Source organism: Nonomuraea deserti, assembly GCF_004348685.1.
GTDB lineage: Bacteria > Actinomycetota > Actinomycetes > Streptosporangiales > Streptosporangiaceae > Nonomuraea > Nonomuraea deserti.
This window is the reverse complement of the sequence record NZ_SMKO01000205.1, coordinates 1-19447: the sequence shown is the minus strand read 5'-3', so window position 1 is coordinate 19447 and position 19447 is coordinate 1. Positions and strand designations below refer to the sequence as shown.

Sequence of the window (19447 nt, the reverse complement as noted above, 5' to 3'; positions counted from 1 at the left end):
GCTTCACCACCCCCGCCGCCCAGTGCCCGATCATCGCACCCGAGTGGCAGGACCCCAAGGGCGTGCCCATCTCAGCGATCTTGTTCGGCGGCCGCCGCGCCACCGCCGTTCCTCTGGTGACAGAGTCGCTGAGCTGGGAGCACGGCGTCTTTCTCGGAGCCAACGTCGCCTCCGAGAAGACCGCCGCCGCCGAGGGCAAGGTGGGCGAGCTGCGCCACGACCCGTTCGCGATGCTGCCGTTCTGCGGCTACAACATGGGCGACTACTTCGGCCACTGGCTGGACGTCGGCCGCCGCGAGGGCGCCGTGCTGCCCCGGATCTACTACGTCAACTGGTTCCGCAAGAACGCCGACGGCGCGTTCATCTGGCCCGGCTTCGGCGAGAACAGCCGCGTGCTCAAATGGATCGTCGACCGGCTCAACGGCGAGGCCAAGGCGGTGCCGACCCCCATCGGCCTGCTGCCCGCCGACCTCGACACCGAGGGCCTCGGCCTGTCCGAGGAGGACCTCGAGGCGCTGCTGACGGTCGACCGCGAGGTGTGGCGCGAGGAGGCCGCGCTGATCCCGGCCCACTTCGAGAAGTTCGGCGCGCACCTGCCGAAGGAGCTGTGGGAGGAGTACAACGCCCTGCTCGACCGCCTCGGCTGAGCGATATCCCCTTGTGCGGTACGGCCGAGCCGTCTAACTTGGCGGCTTGCCGTACCGCAGGGGAGTGCCGCCGTGGACTACGTCCTGATCATCGTCTCGATCGCCGTGGTGGTCCTGGTCAACGCGGCGGAGCAGCGCGTCGAACGCGAGCGCAGGCGGGTCAGCGGGACGGCGTCCGCCGGAGGCGGGCACCAGCTGGGGCCGTACGAGCTGGCGTACCTGTCCGGCGGGCCGCGCCGGGCGCTCAACACGGCGCTGGCCGTGCTCGCGTCGGCCGGCGCCGTCCGGGTCTCGCGTGGCTCCCGGGTCACCGCCGTGTACGGCGCGTCGCCCTCGCCGGAGCCGCTGGAGCAGGCGGTGCTCGACGCGCTGGCCTCGCGGCCCGGCGGCCACCAGGCGGGCGAGCTGCGCCGCGAGCTCGAGACGCGTCCCGCGCTCACCGAGCTCGCCGCCGGTCTGGAGCGCAAGGGGCTGATCGTGCCGGAGTCGGCGTTCGCGACGGCCCGGCGGCGCTGTGGCCTGCTGCGGCTCGCGGTGTGCGGGGCCGCCGGCTATCTGGTGCTGGTGGTCGTGCTGGCCGTCGCCGGTGTGGCGGGCAAGGAGTCGGTGTACATAGGGGCGGTGTTCTTCAGCCTGTTCGCCGTCGCCACCGGCCTCATCGGGCTCTACCGGCAGAAGCGCAGGCTGCGCAACGTCGTCACCGGCGAGGGCCGCCAGGTGCTGCGGTCGGCCCACGCCTACCATCCCAGGGGGGTACACGATCCGCGCTCGCTCTCCCTGGCCGTGGGGATCCCGGTCGCGCTGTACGGGCTGAGCGAGTCAGGCGACCAGTTGCTCTGCGACGAACTGTCCGCCGGCGTGCCCGGGGGCGACTGCGCCGGTTCGTGCGGCACCTACAGCGGCTCCGACGGCATCACCTTCGGCAGCGGCGACTCCTTCGGCGGCCTGGACTTCGGCGGCGGCTCGTCGAGCTGCGGCGGGGGGTCGTCGAGCTGTGGCGGCGGCGGATCGAGCTGCGGCGGTGGCGGCAGCTCGTGATCCCCGCGATCTAAATGAGCAGAACGAAACCTTGACCTTCGCCCTGGCGTCCTGCTGGTAGCAGCCCTTTTCCGGCTGTGTGGAGGGAGGCGTCATGGACCTGTTCCTGCTGATCCTCTCGGTGGCTCTGCCGGCCGTCGCCGTCGCCACCGCTTTCTCGATCAAAGGCGAGCGCGCCGCCGGCCGGGAGTCGCCGGCGGTATCCGGCGCTCTCGACCTGGACCACTACGATCTCGCCTACCTGGCGGGCGGTTCCGCCCAGGTGGCCGGCACGGCCGTCGCGCTGCTGGCCGGCTCGGGGGACCTGCGCGTGTCACGCGGGGGCCACGTGCACAGCGTGCACGCGCCGTCCGTGTCGCGCCACCCCATCGAGCAGGAGACGCTCGCCAAGGTCGCGACGGTGTCCGGGCTGCAGGCGTCCGCGCTCAAGCGCAGGGTGGGGGAGAGCCTGGCCATGGACGCGCTCCGGCGGAACCTCACGGAGCGGGGGCTGGTCCTGCCCGGCCACCGTGTCAGGCGGCTGGGCCGGCTGGCGACCCGGCTGCGCGCGGTCTCGGCGCTGGCGGTGACGGGGGCGGTGGTGTGCCTCGTGACCACCCCGGCGCTGCTTCCCCTGCTCCTCCTGGCGGGCACGGGCATCGGCGCGGCCGTGGTGGCCCGTGACCACCGCGGGTCCCGGCGGGGCACACTCACCGCCGAGGGAGCCGAGCGGCTCGACCAGGCCAGGGCGGGCCATCCCAGGGGCACGGGCGACGGTCCTGTGCACGTCGCCCTGTACGGTCCGGCCGAGTCGCCCGACCCGCGCCTGCGGGCCGAGCTGGGCGCCATGCGGTCACCGCGCCGGAGCTCGCGGCGGGCGACGTACCGTGGCACGGGGGGCGCCGGCTCCTGCGCCGGCGGCGGTTGCGGCGGAGCCTCGCACGGCGGCTCGGGCTGCGGCGGCGGTGCCGGTTGCGGCAGCGGTTGCGGAGGAGGGAGTTGACATGGCCGAGCTGGGATTGGGCATCGGCTGGCGGAGCGAGCTCGACCTGACGATCGAGCGGATGGACGGCGTCGACTTCCTCGAAGTGGTCGCCGAGAACATCAGGCCGGCCCGGCTGCCCGAGTCGTTACGCGTGCTGCGCGAGCGGGGCCTGCCGGTGATCCCGCACGGGGTGTCGCTCGGGGTCGGCGACGCGGAGCCGCCCTCACCCGCCAGGCTCGCTCATCTGGCCGCCTGCGCGCAGGCTCTCGACGCGCCGCTGGTCAGCGAGCACCTGGCGTTCGTACGCGGGGGAGGCGTCGAGGCCGGGCACCTGCTGCCCGTGCCGCGCACCCGCGAGTCGCTGCGGGTGGTCACCGAGAACGTGCGGCGGGCCCAGGACGCCCTGCCCGTGCCGCTGGCCCTGGAGAACGTCGCCGCCATCTTCGGCTGGCCCGACGACGAGCTGACCGAGGCCGAGTTCCTCGCGGAGCTGGTCGCGGCCACCGGTGTCGGGCTGCTGATCGACGTGGCCAACCTCTACACCAACCAGGTCAACCTGGGCCTGCCGGCCGTGGCCGCGCTCGACGCGCTTCCGCTGGAGCACCTGGCCTACGTCCACGTGGCCGGCGGCTACGAGCACGGCGGCATCTGGCACGACACCCACACCAAGGTGGCCCCGCGGCCGGTGCTCGACCTGCTGAGCGAGCTGTGCGCCCGCGCCACGCCGCCCGGCGTGCTGCTGGAGTGGGACGACGACTACCCGAGCGACGCCGTCCTGGCGACCGAGCTGTCCCGGATCAGGGCGGCCATGTCCCTGGCGGGAGATCCGCGGTGACCGACGCGCAGATCCCCGGTGGAGGAGCCGCGGTGACCGACGCGCAGCTCGCCGGCGGAGGAGCGGCGGTGACCGACGCGCAGGTCGCCGGCGGGAGAGCCGCGGCGACGGACGCGCAGGTCGCCGGCGGGGGAGTCGCGGCGACGGACGAGGCGCGGCGGCGGCTGGCGGAGGCGCAGGGGCGGGTGGTTGCGGCCCTCGTCACGGGGGCGGAGCCGCCTGAGGGCTTCGACCGGGAACGCATGCGGGTGCAGGCGGCGAGCCTGCTGGCCAAGCGGCGCGGCATCGTGGCCAGGCTCCGCCCCGACGCGGCCGCCGCCGCGGGCCCCGACCTGGCCGCGGAGTACGCCGCCTACGCGCGTTCCCGCAGCACGCCGCCGCCCGGCTACCGCGCGGACGCCGACGACTTCGCCGCCTGGTTGCGAGCCCGTGGCCGCATGCCCGCGCCGCCCCGGAAGGGCCGCTGGTGGGCCCGTCTCCTGCCCTGGAACGCGGGCGGGTCCCGGCCGGACGGTTGGCCCGAGTGACCGGGGACATCGCCCGCGTTTAGCCGACTTTCGGGCGGAAATTGTGAGGGGATGGGGGGACTGCGCTGTGTCGATGGTTCGTATCTGAGCGTCACGCCCATCGCGTGCAGGGACAGCGTCGGCAGGCCGTACGAGATCACTCTCGAGTTGCATCGGGACGGCACGCCTTACGGCAGCGTGGGGGAGCGGTGCGGCTGGCTGCTCGCGCGCCTCGCGCGCGGCGTCGACGAGGCCCGCAGGGACGGCGGCGTGGCCGGGCGGTGGCTCGATCCCGACGATCGGTTCCCCGACGAGGCGCCCGACAGCGAGCTGTTCTCCTTCCGCTACCGCACGCGCTCCGGCCTGGTCGGCGGCGGGGAGCTCCGCTGCCAGCTGCGCACCATCCCGAGGTGGCAGCCCGTGACCGGCGAGTGGCGGCTGACCAGGCGGGCCTACGTGGAGGCGTGGGGCGCCACGGGGGTGGGCATGCGGGCGGTGCTGACCTCGGCCGAGCTGTCGGGGTTCGTACGCGGGCTGGTGGAAGAGGCCGAAGGGTGTCTGGAAGGCAGAGACTTGGCCAGAAATCCAGTCCAGGGGGCAGGCACGGGCGAATCACGGTGATAATTGCGTGTTAGGTCACAGCACCGCTGGGAGGCACGTCCGTGGGCCTGCGCAATCTGGTCTACCGGCTCTATGAGCACCGGCTGGAGGCCAAGCTGTCCAAGGACAGCGTCCCCCGGCATGTCGGGGTCATCATCGACGGCAACCGCCGCTGGGCGCGGGCCATGGGCATGCGCGACGTGGCCACCGGTCATCGCAAGGGCGCGGACAAGATCTCGGAGCTGCTCGGCTGGTGCCGTGAGACCGGGGTCGAGGTCGTCACCGTGTGGATGTTGTCCAACGACAACCTCAACCGGCCGCGGGACGAGCTGGAGCCCCTGCTACGCATCATCGAGGACGTGACGCGGGAGCTCGTGGCCGAGGGGTGGCGGATCAGCCCGGTCGGCGCGCTCGACCTGCTGCCGGACCGGACGGCGAATGTCCTCAAAGATGCAAAAGAAGTCTCCTCGCACCGTCCAGGCCTGATTGTGAACGTTGCAGTTGGGTATGGAGGAAGGCGTGAGATTGCCGATGCGGTGCGCTCACTCCTCCAGGAGCATGCGAGCAAGGGGGCGAGCATCGAGGACCTCGTCGAGGTGCTCGATGTGGAGCACATCGCGGAGCATCTTTACACTCGCGGCCAACCCGACCCGGACCTCCTCATCCGGACCTCGGGCGAGCAGCGCTTGTCGGGCTTCATGCTCTGGCAGAGCGCCCATTCGGAGTTCTACTTCCACGAGGCCTACTGGCCGGACTTCCGCAGGGTCGACTTCCTCCGAGCGCTGCGCGATTACGCTGCGAGACACCGGCGTTACGGTTCCTGACGCGACATCTGGGTATTCAGGACGTAACGTTGGAAATGTCCGGCCACAGGACGGACATTTCGGAGAGGGCCCGCCTTTGCATCGTGAACTGCCGAGGGGGGCCGGACCCCGGCGCCGACGGCACGTAGCGGTCGGGGATGCGGGTCCGGTCCGATTCCCGCCTCGTCTGCAGGGTGCCCGCACCATGGGCACCCGGGGGAGAACGTGTGGCAGTGTCCTCGAGCAACCCTACGACCAAGCCGGCCAAGCGCACGTACGTGCTCGACACCTCGGTCCTGCTAGCCGATCCGGCGGCAATGACCCGCTTCGCCGAGCACGACGTCGTCCTTCCGATCGTGGTCATCACGGAGTTGGAAGGTAAGCGGCACCATCCCGAGCTCGGCTACTTCGCGAGGAAGGCCCTGCGGTACCTCGACGAGCTGCGCATCCAGTACGGCAGGCTCGACGAGCCGATGCCGACGGGGGATGGCACGATCAGGGTTGAGCTCAATCACAGCGATCCGTCCATCCTGCCCGTGGGCTTCCGCCTGGGAGACAACGACACCCGCATCCTGACCGTGGCCCGCTCGCTGGCCGCCGAGGGCTGCGACGTCGTCCTGGTCTCCAAAGACCTGCCGCTGCGGGTCAAGGCCGCCTCGATCGGCCTGTCGGCCGAGGAATACCGCGCGGAGCTGGTGCACGAGTCCGGCTGGACGGGGATGGCCGAGCTCCAGGTGACCGCCGAAGACGTCGAGACGCTCTTCGACCAGGGCAACGCCGACTTCGAGGAGGGAAGGGAGCTGCCCACGCACACCGGCCTGCGGCTGCTGTCGGCCAAGGGCTCGGCCCTCGGCAGGGTGCTGCCGGACAAGTCGGTCAAGCTCGTGCGCGGCGACCGCGAGGTGTTCGGCCTGCACGGCCGCTCCGCCGAGCAGCGCATCGCGCTCGAGCTGTTGATGGACCCGGAGATCGGCATCGTCTCGCTCGGCGGGCGGGCCGGCACCGGCAAGTCGGCGCTGGCCCTCTGCGCCGGCCTGGAGGCCGTTCTGGAGCGCCGCCAGCACCGCAAGGTGGTCGTCTTCCGCCCCCTCTACGCCGTGGGCGGCCAGGAGCTCGGCTACCTGCCGGGCACCGAGGGCGAGAAGATGGGCCCGTGGGCGCAGGCGGTCTACGACACGCTGGGCGCGATCACGTCGCCCGAGGTGATCGAGGAGGTGCTCGACCGGGGCATGCTGGAGGTGCTCCCGCTGACGCACATCCGCGGCCGCTCGTTGCACGACGCGTTCGTGATCGTGGACGAGGCCCAGTCGCTCGAACGCGGCGTCCTGCTCACGGTGCTGAGCCGGATCGGCGCCAACTCGCGGGTCGTGCTCACCCACGACATCGCCCAGCGCGACAACCTGCGGGTGGGGCGGCACGACGGCGTGGTGGCGGTGGTGGAGAAGCTCAAGGGCCACCCGCTCTTCGCGCACGTCACGCTGACCAGGTCCGAACGTTCCCCGATCGCCGCCCTGGTGACGGAGATGCTGGAGGACATCACGCTCTGATCACCTGAGCTCGCCGCAGGTGTACCGCCCCTCCGTCTTGGAGGGGCGGTTCTCGTTCTCCCGTACGATCTTGACCAGCTCGAACGCCGCTTCCTGCTGGGCGGTGCAGACGATCTGGGCCTTGCCGAGCTTGGTCAGCGTGCCCTCGCCCCTGATGTAGACGGTCAGCGTCGAGGTGCGCGGGAGCTGCACCTCGTCGCGCTGGATCGGGTTGAGCGAGTCCTTGATCCCGATGTAGGTGAAGCCGCGCAGCGCCGTGTCCCGGTTGCCGAGCGGCTGGGTCGACGCGTCGAAGAGCGCCCCGAGCAGGCTGCCGACGGTGTCGTTGTCGACGTCGGCGGGTTCCAGGATGAGCTCGCCGTCCTTGAGCAGGTAGATCGTCTTGGACGGCGGAGGGATCCTGGTGGTCGGGGCATTGTCGCGGTCCTGGACGTCGGTGGGAGAGATGCCGCAGGCCGCGGCGCCGACGAGCGCGGCGACGGTGAGGATGCGTTGGGCTTTCATACGTGAGGCAACCAGACGGTGAAGAGGGTGCCGGGGTTCTGGGCTCGTACGGAGATCGTGCCGTCGTGCAGGTGCACGTTGGCCCTGGCGATGGCGAGGCCGAGACCGCTGCCCTGGCTGCGCGACCGGCCCGCGCCGGCCTTGAAGAAGCGGTCGAAGACGTGCGGCAGCGCCTCGCGGGGGATGCCCTGGCCGTGGTCACGCACCTTCACCTCCAGGCCGTTCTGCGTGGTCCTGGCGGTGACCAGCACCGGTGGCCGGCCGTGCTTGAGCGCGTTGCCGACGAGGTTGGCCACGATCACGTCGAACCTGGCGGGATCCAGGTTGACGGCCAGTCCCTGGGGGGCCTTCACGGCCACCTGGTCGCTCCAGCCGCGCACGGCCAGGCAGTCGTCGATGGCCTCGGCCACGTTCACCGGCTCGAGGTTGAGCGTGGCCGTGCCCGCGTCGAAGCGGCTGACCTCGATCAGGTGCTCGACCAGCTCGCGCAGGCGCTCGATCTCCCTGAGCACCAGGCGTACGGCCTCCGCCGGGGCCTCGGGCAGCCGGCCGGCCTCCTCGGAGAGCATGTCGGCGACGGCCGTCATCGAGGTCAGCGGCGTGCGCAGCTCGTGGGAGACGTCCGCCACGAACCTGCGCGACATGGCCTCCAGCGAGCGCAGCTCCGCCACGCTCAGCTCCAGCGCCGCGGCGGCGTCGTTGAACCTGCTGGTGAGCTCGGCCAGCTCGTCCTGACCGTGGACGGGCAGCCGCGTGTCCAGCCGCCCCTGGCCGAGCGCCTGCGCGGCCGCGCTCAGCCGCCGGACCGGCAGCAGCACCTGCCGGGCCGACAGCAGCGCCACGACCAGCGCGATCAGCACGATGACCACGCCGGCCTGGGTGAAGGTGATCCGGAGCCTGGCCAGCTGCCGCTCGTCGTCCTTCAGCGGGAAGAAGACGAACGCCCGCAGGCCCGTCGCCTCGACCCTGCTGCCGGCCTCCCGGTAGACCTCCGCGCCGACGATGAGCCAGAGCTCGCCCCGGATGATCTTGCGCTGGGTGACGACGCTCTGCTTGGCCCTTCCGTGGAGCTCGTTGGGCACGTCGCTCATGGACATCGGGCCCTCGGAGGCGATCAGGGCGCCGTACTCGATGAGGACGCTGCGGCCCGGCCCGTTGAGCGCGTGGGCGAGGCGGCCGAGCTCCTTCGCCGTGGGGGCGGCCTCGCCCGGCCTGAGCCGGCCGATGGGGAAGGTGATGCTGCCGAGCTCCCTGGTGACCTGGTCGAGCGCGGTGGTCTCGGCCCGGGTGACGAGCGCGGTCTTGGCCAGCTCGAAGCCGATCGTGGCGACCAGCAGCGAGGCGGCCACGGCCACGAGCGTGAACGTGATGACCAGGCGGGCGCGCAGCCCGGTGGGCAGCGGGATCACGGAGGGTTGAACCGGTAGCCGAACCCGCGCACCGTGTGGATGAACACGGGCTCGCCCGGCCTGGGTTCGATCTTCGCGCGCACCCGCTGCACGCAGGCGTCCACCAGCCGCGAGTCGGCGATGTGCGTGTGGTCCCACACCTCGCGCAGCAGGTAGCGGCGGTTGAGCACCTGCCCGGGGTGCCGTATGAGCTCCAGGAGCAACCGCAGCTCGGTCGGCGTCAGGTGGATCTCCTTGCCGGCGAGCGTGACCTTGAGCGCGCCCCGGTCGACCACGAGGTCGCCGAAGGTGATGCGGTCGGAGGCGGCCGACTCCGCCCGGCGCAGGATGGCGCGGATGCGGGCGTCCAGGACCCTGGGCTCGACGGGCTTGACCACGTAGTCGTCGGCGCCCGCCTCCAGTCCGACGACCACGTCCAGGTCGTCGCCGCGGGCGGTGAGGAGGATGACGGGGAGCTGGTCGAGCTTGCGTACGCGGCGGCACACCTCGATGCCGTCGATCCCCGGGAGCATGACGTCGAGAATCGCTATCTCGGGGCGCCGCGCCCTGATGTGGTCGAGCGCCTCCTCGCCCGTCGCGTAGGACGTGACGGAGTGCCCCTGCCGCGTCAGCGCGAGTTCGAGTGCCGTACGGACGGAGGGGTCGTCTTCTACAAGGAGGATGCCAGCCACGCGCACATTATTGTTCCATGTCCCAAATATCCGAGTTACGTCACCAAATCGTGACAATCCGTTGACGGGGCGATGAAATGCCGACTGTCGGGCCTGCGTTTGTCTGCGGGCCCTCCAAGGGCCGCGCTACGTGTGATGAATGTCACACTGATCGGGAAACTCCACGCTAACCCGATAGTTAGCCAAACTTACGCCAAGCGATTCCCGCGTTTCGGTTGCGGACCACCCCCCAGGACAGGGCAAGCTCATGGATCGTGAGCCCCGGTCCGCAGTTGAGCGAGCGCCCTCGCGAGCGCCACCCGAAGGAAGCCCCTCCCTCGGCGCGGCGGCGTTCGCGTGTCACGCCCAAGCGCGTCGTCATCACCGTCGTCACGCTGGTCATCGTCTTCGGCGGCGGTGGCTTCGTCGCCTACCGCGCCGTCCAGAACGCCAACAAGCCGCAGCAGGCCGCGCTCTCCGTCGACGACTTCGCCAAGCTGGCCGGCGGCGACCTGTCGGCGCCCGACCCCGAGACCGACGCGCTGAAGAACGCCGCCGAGCAGGCCTACCGCGCCGACCAGCTGAAGAAGGGCCGCTCGGGCAAGGACAAGGAGTTCGACTGGGTCGTGCCCGAGCGGGCGCCAGGCGGTGACGGGTTCCCCGCCGCGAACTTCCCGCCGGGCAGCGACCCCTCGCCGGGCAGCAACAAGGCCACCGCCAAGTCCATGCTGGCGTCCAGAGGCTGGGGCGCCGACCAGTGGGGCTGCCTGGAGCGGCTCTGGCAGAAGGAGAGCGGCTGGAACGAGCGGGCGATGAACCGCTACTCCGGCGCGTACGGCATCCCGCAGTCGCTCCCGGGCAGCAAGATGGCCAGCGCGGGCGGCGACTGGCAGACCAACGCCGCCACCCAGATCGAGTGGGGCCTCGGCTACATCAAGGGCCGCTACGGCACGCCGTGCGGCGCCTGGGCCCATTCACAGTCGGTGGGCTGGTACTAACAGGTCAACTTTCCTCCTCTAATCGGCAAGCCACCGCGCCCGATCGGGTATATCGGCGCACGCTTGCCGCATGGGTGTGAAGGTCAGTGTGATCGTCGTTGTCTGCAATCCGGGTGACACCGCCGACGCGTGCATCCGCTCCGCACTGGAGCAGACGATGTCGGCGGACGACTACGAAGTGATCTTCGTCGACGACGGGTCGACCGACGGCATCGGGGAACGACTGGACACCATCGCCGCGGCCCGCCCCAACGTGCGTGCGCTGCACCTGCCGCACACGGGCACGCCGATGCGCGGCCGCAACGTCGGCCTGGCCGCGGCCACCGGCGACTACGTCTACTTTCTCGACCAGGGTGACCGCCTCGAACGTGACGCCATCGCACGCATGCACGACCGCGCGATGGAGACCGACGCCGACGTGCTGATCGGCCGGCTGGTCCGCGACTACGGGCCGCCGATGACCGCGTTCGAGCGCAGCACCGCCCGCGCCGACGTCCTGCGCGACAAGCTGCTCACCCTGCTCCTGCCGCAGCAGCTCTACCGGCGCACCTTCCTGGAGCAGCACGAGCTCGGCTTCCCCGTGCCCGGCGGGCTGATGGGGGAGCAGGCGTTCGTGATGCGGGCGTACCTGCACGCCAAGGCCATCGCCGTGCTGGCCGAGCACGTCTGCTGCCACCTCGGCCAGCGCCCCGTCGCCGAGGACGAGCCGCGGGCGATCGTGAAGGAGCTGCACGCGCTGCTCGACGACATCGACACCTACGTCGGCGAGGGCCGCCAGCGCGAGCGCATGTACGCCCACTGGTTCCGCTCCGTCGTCCTCCGCCCGCTGCTGACCAGCAAGTTCGCCGACTCATCCGTCGACCGCGGCGTGCACTTCCGGGTGGTCCAGGAGCTGGTGTTCCAGCGGTTCCCCGAGCGGCTCGACACCTACCTGCCCGTTCAGATGCGCGTGGTGGCCGCGTACGTGCGTACGGGACGCCTGGACCAGATCATGCTCCTGGCCAACTCCACCAGGCGGGCGGGCCTGCGCTCCGACCTGACCGAGGTGCGCTGGGACGCCCACGTCCTGGTGCTCGGGCTGACCGTGGAGGTCCACGGCGGCGACGGCACACCCGACAGGTACCGCGCCGACGGCGACCGCCTGCACTGGATCCCGCCGCGCTCCATCGACACCAGGCGCCTGCCGGAGAGCGTCACCGACGTCACCGACGCGGTCGAGCGGGCGCGCATCGAGGTCTACGTCCGGCACACCGAGACGGGGCTCGTGCACTTCCTGCCGCTGACCCAGCACGTGGAGCGCGTCCAGGACGGCCGCCGCCGCTTCCGCGTGCAGATCAAGGGCGAGGCCAGGATCGACATCACCAGCGCCGCGCTCGGCGAGCCGCTCAGGCCGGGGCAGTGGGAGGTGCACGTACGCATGTTCGGCGGCGCCAACCAGGCCAGGAGCCGCGTCAGCCGTGCCAAGGGGCCGCTCAACTGCCTCGGCGTGCTGGCCCAGCGGCCCAGGATGCGGCTCGTGGTGCCGTGCTGGACCGACCAGGGCGAGCTGGGCCTGGTCGTCGAGCCGCGCTCGTTCTCGGAGTCGATCGCGCTCGTGTCCCCGGGCGTGACGGTCAAGCACCTCGACGGCCACCTGTACGTCGTGCTGCCGGTGCCGTACGTGCCGCCGAGCGGGGGGCCGCCGCTGGAGCTGGTGTTGCGCAGCAGCGGGCGGCGTGCCCGCGAGGTGTGCGCTCCCGCGCTGGTCGAAGCCGGCGTGCCGGGCAGGATCGCCGGGCAGCTCGTGGCCAAGGTGCCGGTCAAGCGGATCATGCCGGAGGACGACCACTTCGGCCCCGGCACGTGGTTGTCGTCGCTGCGCTCGTCGGACGGGGAGTTCGGGCTCAGGTTCGCGCTGGAGATGCGCAGGGGCCGGGTCGAGGTGCGCCCGGCCGCCGCGGCCGACCCCGAGCGCCGCTCGCCCATGGGCCGCGACACCCTGCTGCACCGGATCGGCCGGAGGCTGCCCGGCGCGCGCCACATGGTGCGTCTGGCGCGCGCGGGCGGCCACCGGTACCTCAAGGAGTGACCCTGCCCTGCGGCCTGGGCTCGGCCAGGTCGCTGCCCTGGGTCTCGCGCGCGGCGAAGACGGCGACGAGGGTGAGCACCGCCGCCAGGCCGAGGTAGACCGAGATCGGCACGCTGCTCGCGTACTCCCGCAGCAGCGCGACCGCGATGATCGGCGCCAGCGCGCCGGCCACGATCGCCGAGAGCTGCGCCCCGATCGACACGCCGGTGTAGCGCGTCCTCGTGGCGAACAGCTCCGAGAAGAAGGCCGCCTGCGGGCCGTACATCATGCCGTGGAAGAGCAGGCCGACGGTGACGGCGAGGGTGATCGCCAGGAAGTTGCCCGTGTCCACGAGCGGGAAGAACGCGAAGATCCACACCCCGATCCCGGCCGCGCCCGCCAGGTAGATGGGGCGGCGGCCGACGCGGTCGGACAGCGCGCCCCACAGCGGGATCGTGACGAAGTGGATGGCCGAGGCGACCAGCACCGCGGTCAGCACCGTGGAGTTGTCGATCTCCACCTGCTTGGCGTACGTGATGACGAAGACGGTCAGGAGGTAGAAGGAGATGTTCTCCGCCAGGCGGGCGCCGATCGCGATGAGCACGTCCTTCCAGTGATGGCGGAGCACGCCCACGATCGGCGCCCGTTCCTCCGGCTCGGCCTGCTGGAACACCGGCGACTCGCTGATCGACAGCCGGATCCACAACCCGACCAGCACCAGCGCGCCCGACAGCAGGAACGGCACCCGCCAGCCCCACGACAGGAACGCCTCGTCCGACTGCCAGGCGGCCAGCGCCGCCAGCACGCCGGTGGCCAGCAGGTTGCCGCCGGGGGCGCCGGCCTGCGGCCAGGAGGCCCAGAAGCCGCGCCGCTCGCTGTCGCCGTGCTCGGAGACGATCAGCACCGCGCCGCCCCACTCGCCGCCGAGCGCGAAGCCCTGCACCAGGCGCAGCGCCGTCAGCAGCAGCGCCGCGGCCGGGCCGAGCGTCTCGTACGTCGGCAGGCAGCCGATCAGGAACGTCGCCGTGCCCATCATCAGCAGGCTGACGACAAGGAGCGTCTTGCGGCCCAGCCGGTCACCGAAGTGGCCGAAGACCAGGCCGCCGAGCGGGCGGGCGGCGAACCCGACGGCGTAGGTGAGGAACGCCAGCAGGGTGCCGGTCAGCGGATCGGAGCCGGGGAAGAAGAGCTGGTTGAACACGAGGGCGGCTGCCGAGCCGTAGAGGAAGAAGTCGTACCACTCGATGGTGGTGCCGACCAGGCTCGCGGCGACGACCTTCTTGATGGAAGTGGCCATGCCGGTCACGGTAGGGAGTGACCGGCGTCACTCATATGGCGTCGGCGCCTACAGTCTGCGTGATCGATGTGTGGCCGAGCCGGTGCAAGCGGAGCGCGAGCTGGATCTCGAGCGCGCGCCCCGGCTCCAGCCAGCCCTCGCCGAGCAGCTTGCCGACCCGGTCGAGCCGCTGCGTGACGGTGTTGACGTGGATGTGCATGGCCTCGGCCGTACGCGAAGGGGACCCGCCCGAGCCGAAGTAGGCGGACAGCGTGTCGGCCAGCGCGGTGCCCCTGCGGGCGTCGTACTCGATCACCGCGCCGAGCGTCGAGTCCACGAAACCGCCCACGTCGCGGCCGTCGCCGACGAGCAGGCCGACGAAGCCCAGCTCGGCCGCGCTCGCGCCGTCGCCCGCCCGGCCGAGCGCGATGAGCGCCTCCGCGCACCGCCGTGCCTCCTGGTAGGCCCTGGCGACGTCGCGCGCCCTGGACGGCTCCCTGCCCTCACCCGGCATGCCGGACGCGCCCGCCGTGGCCGGGCTCTGCAGGGACGCGCTCAGCTCGGCGGCCACCCGCTGCGCGGCGCCGGCCGCGTCGGCGCCCGGCAGCAGCAGCACGACCTCGTCGCCGCGCCCGGCGGCCAGCCCGTGCCACATCGTGGCCTGCGACGACGCCCAGAACGCGGCCCGTTCGCGCTGCCCCGCGTGCTTGGCCACCACGACGACGTGCGGCGCGCCCAGATCGACGCCGAGCCGGTGCGCCCGGTCGGCCAGGCCGGGGGAGCCGGGCCGCGCGATCAGATCGTCGAGCAACTCGCCCCTGACCCGCCCCTCGGCCTCCGCCACGCTCCGGCGGAACAGCAGCAGCAGCGCGCACACCAGCGCCGCCCGCTCCAGGATGCGCTCGTCGGCGTCGTCGCTGCGCAGCACCAGCGTGCACAGCGGCTCCCCGCCGACGTCCACCGACGCGATCAGCAGGTCGCCCCTGCGCACGGTACGGCCCAGCGCCCTGGACGCCTGCGCCGCCTCGAACACCTCCTGGTCGAGCTCCCCGACGTCTCCCGTGAGCGCCCGGCCCAGGTCGTCCAGCACCGCCAGCGAGCCGCCGAGCACGTCGGTCACCACCGCCGCGACGTCCTCGATCCCGCCGCCGCGCAGCACCAGCGAGGTCATCCTGTCGTGCGCCAGCGCGGCCCGCTCCACGGCCTCGCCGTGCGCCCTGGCCGTCCGGTGGGCGTGGGAGAGCTCCTCCAGCGCGTTCCTCGTCTCCTGCAGCAGCCTGGCGTTGTCGATCGCGACCGCGGCGTGCGCCGCCAGGCTGGCCAGCAGCGACACCTCCTCCTGATGGAACGGCCGCGCGCTGCGGTTGGCCGCCATCAGCACGCCGATCACCCGCTGTCCCAGCCGCAGCGGCACGCCCAGGATCGCGACCAGGCCCTCCTCCGTGACGGCCTCGTCGATGTCGTCCTTGTGCCGGAACCTCGCGTCGGCGAAATAGTCGGCCGTCGCGTACGGGACCGCCTTCTGCGCCACCAGGCCGCCCAGCCCCGCCCCCATGGCCAGCCGCAGCGCCCGGAACTTCGCCGAGATCGACCCGTCGGTGACCCGCATGTACGTGTCGCCCCGCTCGGGGTCGTGCAGCGTCATGTACGCGATGTCGGTGGCCAGCAACTGCCTCGCCCGGTGCACGATGGCCTCGAGCACGGCGTCGAGGTCGCGCAGCGCGGCCAGGTCGCCGGCCGTGTCGTACAGCGCCGACAGCTCGGCCTCCCGCCTGGCGCGCCTCTTGAGCAGGTCGCGCACCTTCAGCGCCTCGACCTTGGCCTGTTCGAGCTCCTCGATCGTGGCCGGGTCGGCGCCCGCGGCCCTGGCCGCGATGATCGGACCCTCGAACTCGACCGCCGACGCCTCCCTGGCCAGCAGTTCGAGGAAGGTGGTGCCGGTCACCGGGCCGTCCAGCCGCCGTCCACAGGGAGCGACACGCCGGTGATGAACGCCCCGCCTGGCCCGCACAGGTAGGCGACCAGCTCGGCCACCTCCTCCGGCTCGATCAGCCGCTTGATCGCGGCCGGCTGGAGCATGATGTCCGTCACCACCTCGTCGGGCGCGATGCCGTGCACCTTCGCCTGGTCGGCGATCTGCGCCTCGACCAGCCCGGTGCGGACGTAGGCGGGACAGACGCACGTCGAGGTCACCCCGTGGGGCGCCCCTTCGAGCGCGACCACCTTGGAGAACCCCTCCAGCCCGTGCTTGGCCGCGGTGTACGCCGACTTGTAGGGGGAGGCCCGCAGCCCGTGGACCGACGAGATGTTCACGAACCGCCCCCAGCCCCTGGCGTACATGCCGGGCAGCACCTCGCGCGCGATCAGGAACGGCGCCTCGACCATGACCCTGAGCATCGCCGAGAACACCTCGGGCGGGAACTCCTCGACCGGCGCGACGTGCTGGAACCCCGCGTTGTTGACCACGATGTCGACGGGCTCGTCAGGCAGCGCCGCCACGAAGCCGGGCTCGCTCAGATCGGCCACGACGGCCACGCCGCCGGTCTCGGCGGCCACCGCCGCCGCGGGCTCGGCCCGCAGATCGACGACCAGCACCCTGGCTCCCTCCGCGGCCAGCCGCCGGGCGCAGGCCGCCCCGATGCCGCCGCCCGCACCCGTGACCAGCGCGGTCCGCCCCGTCAGCTCCTTCGCCATATCCCTTGACTCTAAACGCTCGGCGGGCGCAGGCGCATGGGTGCGAGAGACATAGAACCGCGTCGCCTTATGTGGCCTACGTGGTCTGCTATGGTGGATCGCATGATCGCGTATTCGTTCCTGTGGTGGCCCGCCTCCTAGGCGGACCCTCCAGCGCATACGCACACGGCCGCCTCGACGAGGCGGCCGTACGCATGTCGCACGCGCCCCCGTCGAGCACTGACGGAAAGGGACGCTCACCATGACCAGCACCACAACGCCCGGCACCGCGCCCACGGGGACCGCCGCGCCCACGGGGCCCGCCGCGACCACCACCTGGCCACAGCTGCTCACCATGCTGCTCGACGGCGTGTCGCTCACCTCGCGCCAGGCCGCGTGGGCCATGGAGCAGATCATGTCGGGAGCGGCCACGGACGCGCAGATCGCCGCGTTCGCCGTGGCGCTGCGGGCCAAGGGCGAGAGCGTGGCGGAGGTGTCCGGGCTGGCCGACGGCATGCTGTCCCGATCGGCCGCCATCAGGGTGCCTGGCGACCCCGTCGACCTCGTCGGCACCGGCGGCGACCGCGCCAACACCGTGAACATCTCCACCATGGCCGCCGTCGTGGCCGCCGCCGCGGGCGCGAAGGTGGTCAAGCACGGAGGCCGGGCCGCGTCGTCCATGGCCGGCGCCGCGGACGTGCTGGAAGAACTCGGCGTTGCCGTCGACCTGCCGCCCGGCGCCGTGGTCGCGATCGCGGAGGAGGTGGGCATCACGTTCTGCTTCGCCCCGGCGTTCAACCCGGCGCTGAAACGCACCTCCGGACCGCGCCGCGAGCTGGGCGTGCCGACGGTCTTCAACTTCCTGGCCCCGCTCACCAACCCCGCGCTGCCCGCCGCGCAGGCGGTCGGCGTCTTCCACCCGGAGATGGCGCCGGTCATCGCGGGCGTCCTGGCCGAACGCGGCGGCTCGTCCCTCGTCTTCCGCGGCGACGACGGGCTCGACGAGCTCACCACGTGCGGCCCCTCGACGATCTGGGTCGTACGGCGCGGCACGGTGACGCGGACCGCCTTCGACCCCGCCGACCTGTCGATCCCGCGGGCTCGCCCCGACGACCTGCGTGGCGGCGACGCCCGGCACAACGCGGCGGTGGCCCGCGCCGTCCTCGCGGGAGAGCCGGGCCCCGTACGAGACGTCGTGCTGCTCAACGCGGCCGCCGCCGTGGCGGCCGCCGACGGGGTGCCGCCGGCCCCCGAGCTCACCGCCGCCCTGGGCGCCGCTCGCAAGCGGGCCGCCGACGCCGTCGACTCCGGCGCCGCCGCGGCTCTGCTCACCCGCTGGGCGCAGGCCACGCAGCAGGCGCGGCCGTCCTAGGGACGGGTCATCGACAGAACGTCGAGCGCGGCGTCCAGCTGCTCCTCCGTCAGTGTGCCGTCGGCCACGTGGCCGCGCTCGATGACGACCTCGCGGATCGTCTTCCGCTCCGCCAGCGCCTGCTTGGCGATCTTGGCCGCCTCCTCGTAGCCGACATACCGGTTCAGCGGGGTGACGATCGACGGGGACGACTCGGCGTACTCGCGCAGGCGCTCCACGTTCGCCGTGATGCCGGACACGCAGCGGTCGGCGAGCAGCCGCGAGACGTTGCCCAGCAACCTGATCGACTCCAGCACGTTGCGGGCGATGACCGGCAGCTGCACGTTCAGCTCGAAGTTCCCGGACGCGCCCGCGAACGTGATCGCCGCGTCGTTGCCGATGACCTGCGCCGCGACCATGCCCGTGGCCTCAGGGATCACCGGGTTGACCTTGCCCGGCATGATGGACGAGCCGGGCTGCAGGTCGGGCAGGTTGATCTCGCCGAGCCCTGCGCGCGGGCCGGACCCCATCCAGCGGAGATCGTTGGCGATCTTGTTCAGCGAGACGGCCACCACCTTGAGCTGCCCCGACAGCTCGACGATCGAGTCTTGCGCGCTCTGGGCCTCGAAGTGGTCCCTGGCCTCCTGGAACGGGATGCCGGTCGCCTCGCGCAGCTTCGCGATCGCCTCCTGCGCGAACCCCGCGGGGGTGTTGATGCCCGTGCCCACGGCCGTGCCGCCCAAAGGCAGCTCCAGTACGTGGTCCAGCGCCGCGGTGACGCGTACGACACCGTGCTCGATCTGCGTGGCGTACCCCCCGAACTCCTGGCCCAGCGTCACCGGAGTCGCGTCCATCAGATGGGTGCGCCCCGACTTCACCACCCCGCCGAACTCGACGGCCTTCGCCCGCAGCGTCTCGGCCAGGTGCTGGAGCGAGGGCAGCAGGTGATAGGTCACCTCGGTCGCCGCCGCCACGTGGATCGACGTGGGGAAGACGTCGTTGGACGACTGGGAGGCGTTCACGTGGTCGTTCGGGTGCACGGGCCGGCCAAGCCGCTCCTCGGCGAGCGTCGCGATCACCTCGTTGGCGTTCATGTTGGACGAGGTGCCCGAGCCGGTCTGGAAGACGTCGATCGGGAAGTGCGCGTCGTGCTCGTTCTCGGCCACGTCGGCGGCGGCCTGCGCGATCGCCTCGGCCATCTCCTTGTCGATCACGCCGAGCTCGCCGTTGACCTCCGCCGCCACGGCCTTGACCAGGGCCAGCGCGGCGATGTGGGACGGCTCGATGGGCCGCCCGGACACCGGGAAATTCTCCACCGCCCGCTGGGTCTGCGCGCGCCAGCGTGCTCCCGCGGGCACGCGAACCTCACCCATCGAGTCATGTTCGATCCTGAACTCGCTCATGACTTCAGTCTGACCCACGAATTCGGGCCGGCCGGGAAGCACCCCGCGTTCAGCTCGAGATGAGGGCCACGATCAGAATGGCGATCACCACGGCCGCGGCGGCGGCGACCGCCATGAGCACCAGCATGCCGTTGCGGTTGCCGTCGGGCCGCTGCTCCGGCTGGCCGGCGATGGCGAACAGGTCGGTGCCCAGCCC

Annotated in this window: 18 protein-coding genes; 11 read left to right on the top strand and 7 right to left on the bottom strand. The window is 71.8% G+C overall.

Annotated features, from left to right (window positions below):
- The 8 genes from E1292_RS42530 to phoH2 form a co-directional block, all read left to right on the top strand.
- A partial coding sequence (locus E1292_RS42530) for a phosphoenolpyruvate carboxykinase domain-containing protein (RefSeq protein WP_132605094.1) occupies nucleotides 1-647 on the top strand: 647 nt, incomplete at its 5' end.
- Between the two features lie 72 nt (nucleotides 648-719).
- Entirely contained in the window at nucleotides 720-1685 is a 966-nt protein-coding gene (locus tag E1292_RS42525) for a TIGR04222 domain-containing membrane protein (protein ID WP_132605092.1), read from the top strand.
- Between the two features lie 94 nt (nucleotides 1686-1779).
- The gene (locus E1292_RS42520) at nucleotides 1780-2667 is read left to right on the top strand and encodes a TIGR04222 domain-containing membrane protein (RefSeq protein ID WP_132605090.1); all 888 of its coding nucleotides are present in this window, start codon (nucleotides 1780-1782) and stop codon (nucleotides 2665-2667) included.
- A gap of 1 nt (nucleotide 2668) precedes the next feature.
- Nucleotides 2669-3484, top strand: a complete 816-nt coding sequence (locus tag E1292_RS42515) for an MbnB/TglH/ChrH family RiPP precursor modification enzyme (protein WP_132605088.1) — start codon at nucleotides 2669-2671, stop codon at nucleotides 3482-3484.
- The gene (locus tag E1292_RS52390) at nucleotides 3481-4011 is read left to right on the top strand and encodes an SCO6045 C-terminal-like domain-containing protein (RefSeq protein WP_181958390.1); all 531 of its coding nucleotides are present in this window, start codon (nucleotides 3481-3483) and stop codon (nucleotides 4009-4011) included. Before E1292_RS42515 ends, E1292_RS52390 begins: the two co-directional genes overlap by 4 nt.
- Nucleotides 4012-4062: 51 nt before the next feature.
- Nucleotides 4063-4611, top strand: a complete 549-nt coding sequence (locus E1292_RS42505; RefSeq protein ID WP_132605086.1) for a hypothetical protein — start codon at nucleotides 4063-4065, stop codon at nucleotides 4609-4611.
- A 41-nt stretch (nucleotides 4612-4652) separates the two neighbouring features.
- On the top strand, nucleotides 4653-5414 hold the full coding sequence (locus tag E1292_RS42500; protein WP_132605084.1) for an isoprenyl transferase: 762 nt from the start codon (nucleotides 4653-4655) through the stop codon (nucleotides 5412-5414).
- A gap of 212 nt (nucleotides 5415-5626) precedes the next feature.
- Nucleotides 5627-6940: an RNA 5'-3' helicase PhoH2 gene (gene phoH2 / locus E1292_RS42495; protein WP_132605100.1), complete on the top strand. Its 1314-nt coding sequence runs from the start codon at nucleotides 5627-5629 to the stop codon at nucleotides 6938-6940.
- Here phoH2 and E1292_RS42490 read toward each other — a convergent pair whose 3' ends face one another.
- From E1292_RS42490 to E1292_RS42480, 3 genes are read right to left on the bottom strand one after another with little or no spacing between them, the layout of a single operon-like run.
- Nucleotides 6941-7444, bottom strand: coding sequence for a hypothetical protein (locus tag E1292_RS42490; RefSeq protein ID WP_132605082.1), 504 nt, complete (start codon nucleotides 7442-7444; stop codon nucleotides 6941-6943).
- Nucleotides 7441-8853 carry a sensor histidine kinase gene (locus E1292_RS42485; RefSeq protein ID WP_132605080.1) on the bottom strand — a complete coding sequence of 471 codons (1413 nt, stop codon included), beginning with the start codon at nucleotides 8851-8853 and terminating at the stop codon, nucleotides 7441-7443. Before E1292_RS42485 ends, E1292_RS42490 begins: the two co-directional genes overlap by 4 nt.
- Entirely contained in the window at nucleotides 8850-9524 is a 675-nt protein-coding gene (locus tag E1292_RS42480; RefSeq protein WP_132605078.1) for a response regulator, read from the bottom strand. The genes E1292_RS42485 and E1292_RS42480 overlap by 4 nt, the downstream gene beginning before the upstream one ends.
- A 272-nt stretch (nucleotides 9525-9796) precedes the next feature.
- Between E1292_RS42480 and E1292_RS42475 the strand changes: the two genes are divergently transcribed.
- Together E1292_RS42475 and E1292_RS42470 are read left to right on the top strand one after the other, a co-directional pair.
- Complete coding sequence (locus E1292_RS42475; protein WP_246090720.1) at nucleotides 9797-10501, top strand: aggregation-promoting factor C-terminal-like domain-containing protein; 705 nt, start codon at nucleotides 9797-9799, stop codon at nucleotides 10499-10501.
- A gap of 70 nt (nucleotides 10502-10571) precedes the next feature.
- Nucleotides 10572-12569, top strand: coding sequence for a glycosyltransferase family 2 protein (locus tag E1292_RS42470; protein ID WP_132605076.1), 1998 nt, complete (start codon nucleotides 10572-10574; stop codon nucleotides 12567-12569).
- Here the strand turns inward: E1292_RS42470 and E1292_RS42465 are convergent.
- Genes E1292_RS42465 through E1292_RS42455 form a run of 3 tightly spaced genes read right to left on the bottom strand, consistent with a single transcriptional unit; the run spans nucleotide 12559 to nucleotide 16518 of the window.
- On the bottom strand, nucleotides 12559-13845 hold the full coding sequence (locus E1292_RS42465) for an MFS transporter (protein ID WP_132605074.1): 1287 nt from the start codon (nucleotides 13843-13845) through the stop codon (nucleotides 12559-12561). The two genes, E1292_RS42470 and E1292_RS42465, sit on opposite strands and share 11 nt — an antisense overlap.
- Before the next feature lie 31 nt (nucleotides 13846-13876).
- Nucleotides 13877-15769, bottom strand: a complete 1893-nt coding sequence (locus tag E1292_RS42460) for a helix-turn-helix domain-containing protein (protein ID WP_246090719.1) — start codon at nucleotides 15767-15769, stop codon at nucleotides 13877-13879.
- Nucleotides 15766-16518, bottom strand: a complete 753-nt coding sequence (locus E1292_RS42455; protein WP_132605072.1) for a 3-hydroxybutyrate dehydrogenase — start codon at nucleotides 16516-16518, stop codon at nucleotides 15766-15768. The genes E1292_RS42460 and E1292_RS42455 overlap by 4 nt, the downstream gene beginning before the upstream one ends.
- Before the next feature lie 241 nt (nucleotides 16519-16759).
- Here E1292_RS42455 and trpD point away from each other — a divergent pair, with 241 nt between their 5' ends.
- Nucleotides 16760-17869: an anthranilate phosphoribosyltransferase gene (gene trpD, locus E1292_RS42450; protein ID WP_132605070.1), complete on the top strand. Its 1110-nt coding sequence runs from the start codon at nucleotides 16760-16762 to the stop codon at nucleotides 17867-17869.
- Here the strand turns inward: trpD and E1292_RS42445 are convergent.
- Complete coding sequence (locus E1292_RS42445; protein WP_132605068.1) at nucleotides 17866-19251, bottom strand: class II fumarate hydratase; 1386 nt, start codon at nucleotides 19249-19251, stop codon at nucleotides 17866-17868. The genes trpD and E1292_RS42445 overlap by 4 nt on opposite strands.
- Between the last annotated feature and the right edge of the window lie 196 nt (nucleotides 19252-19447).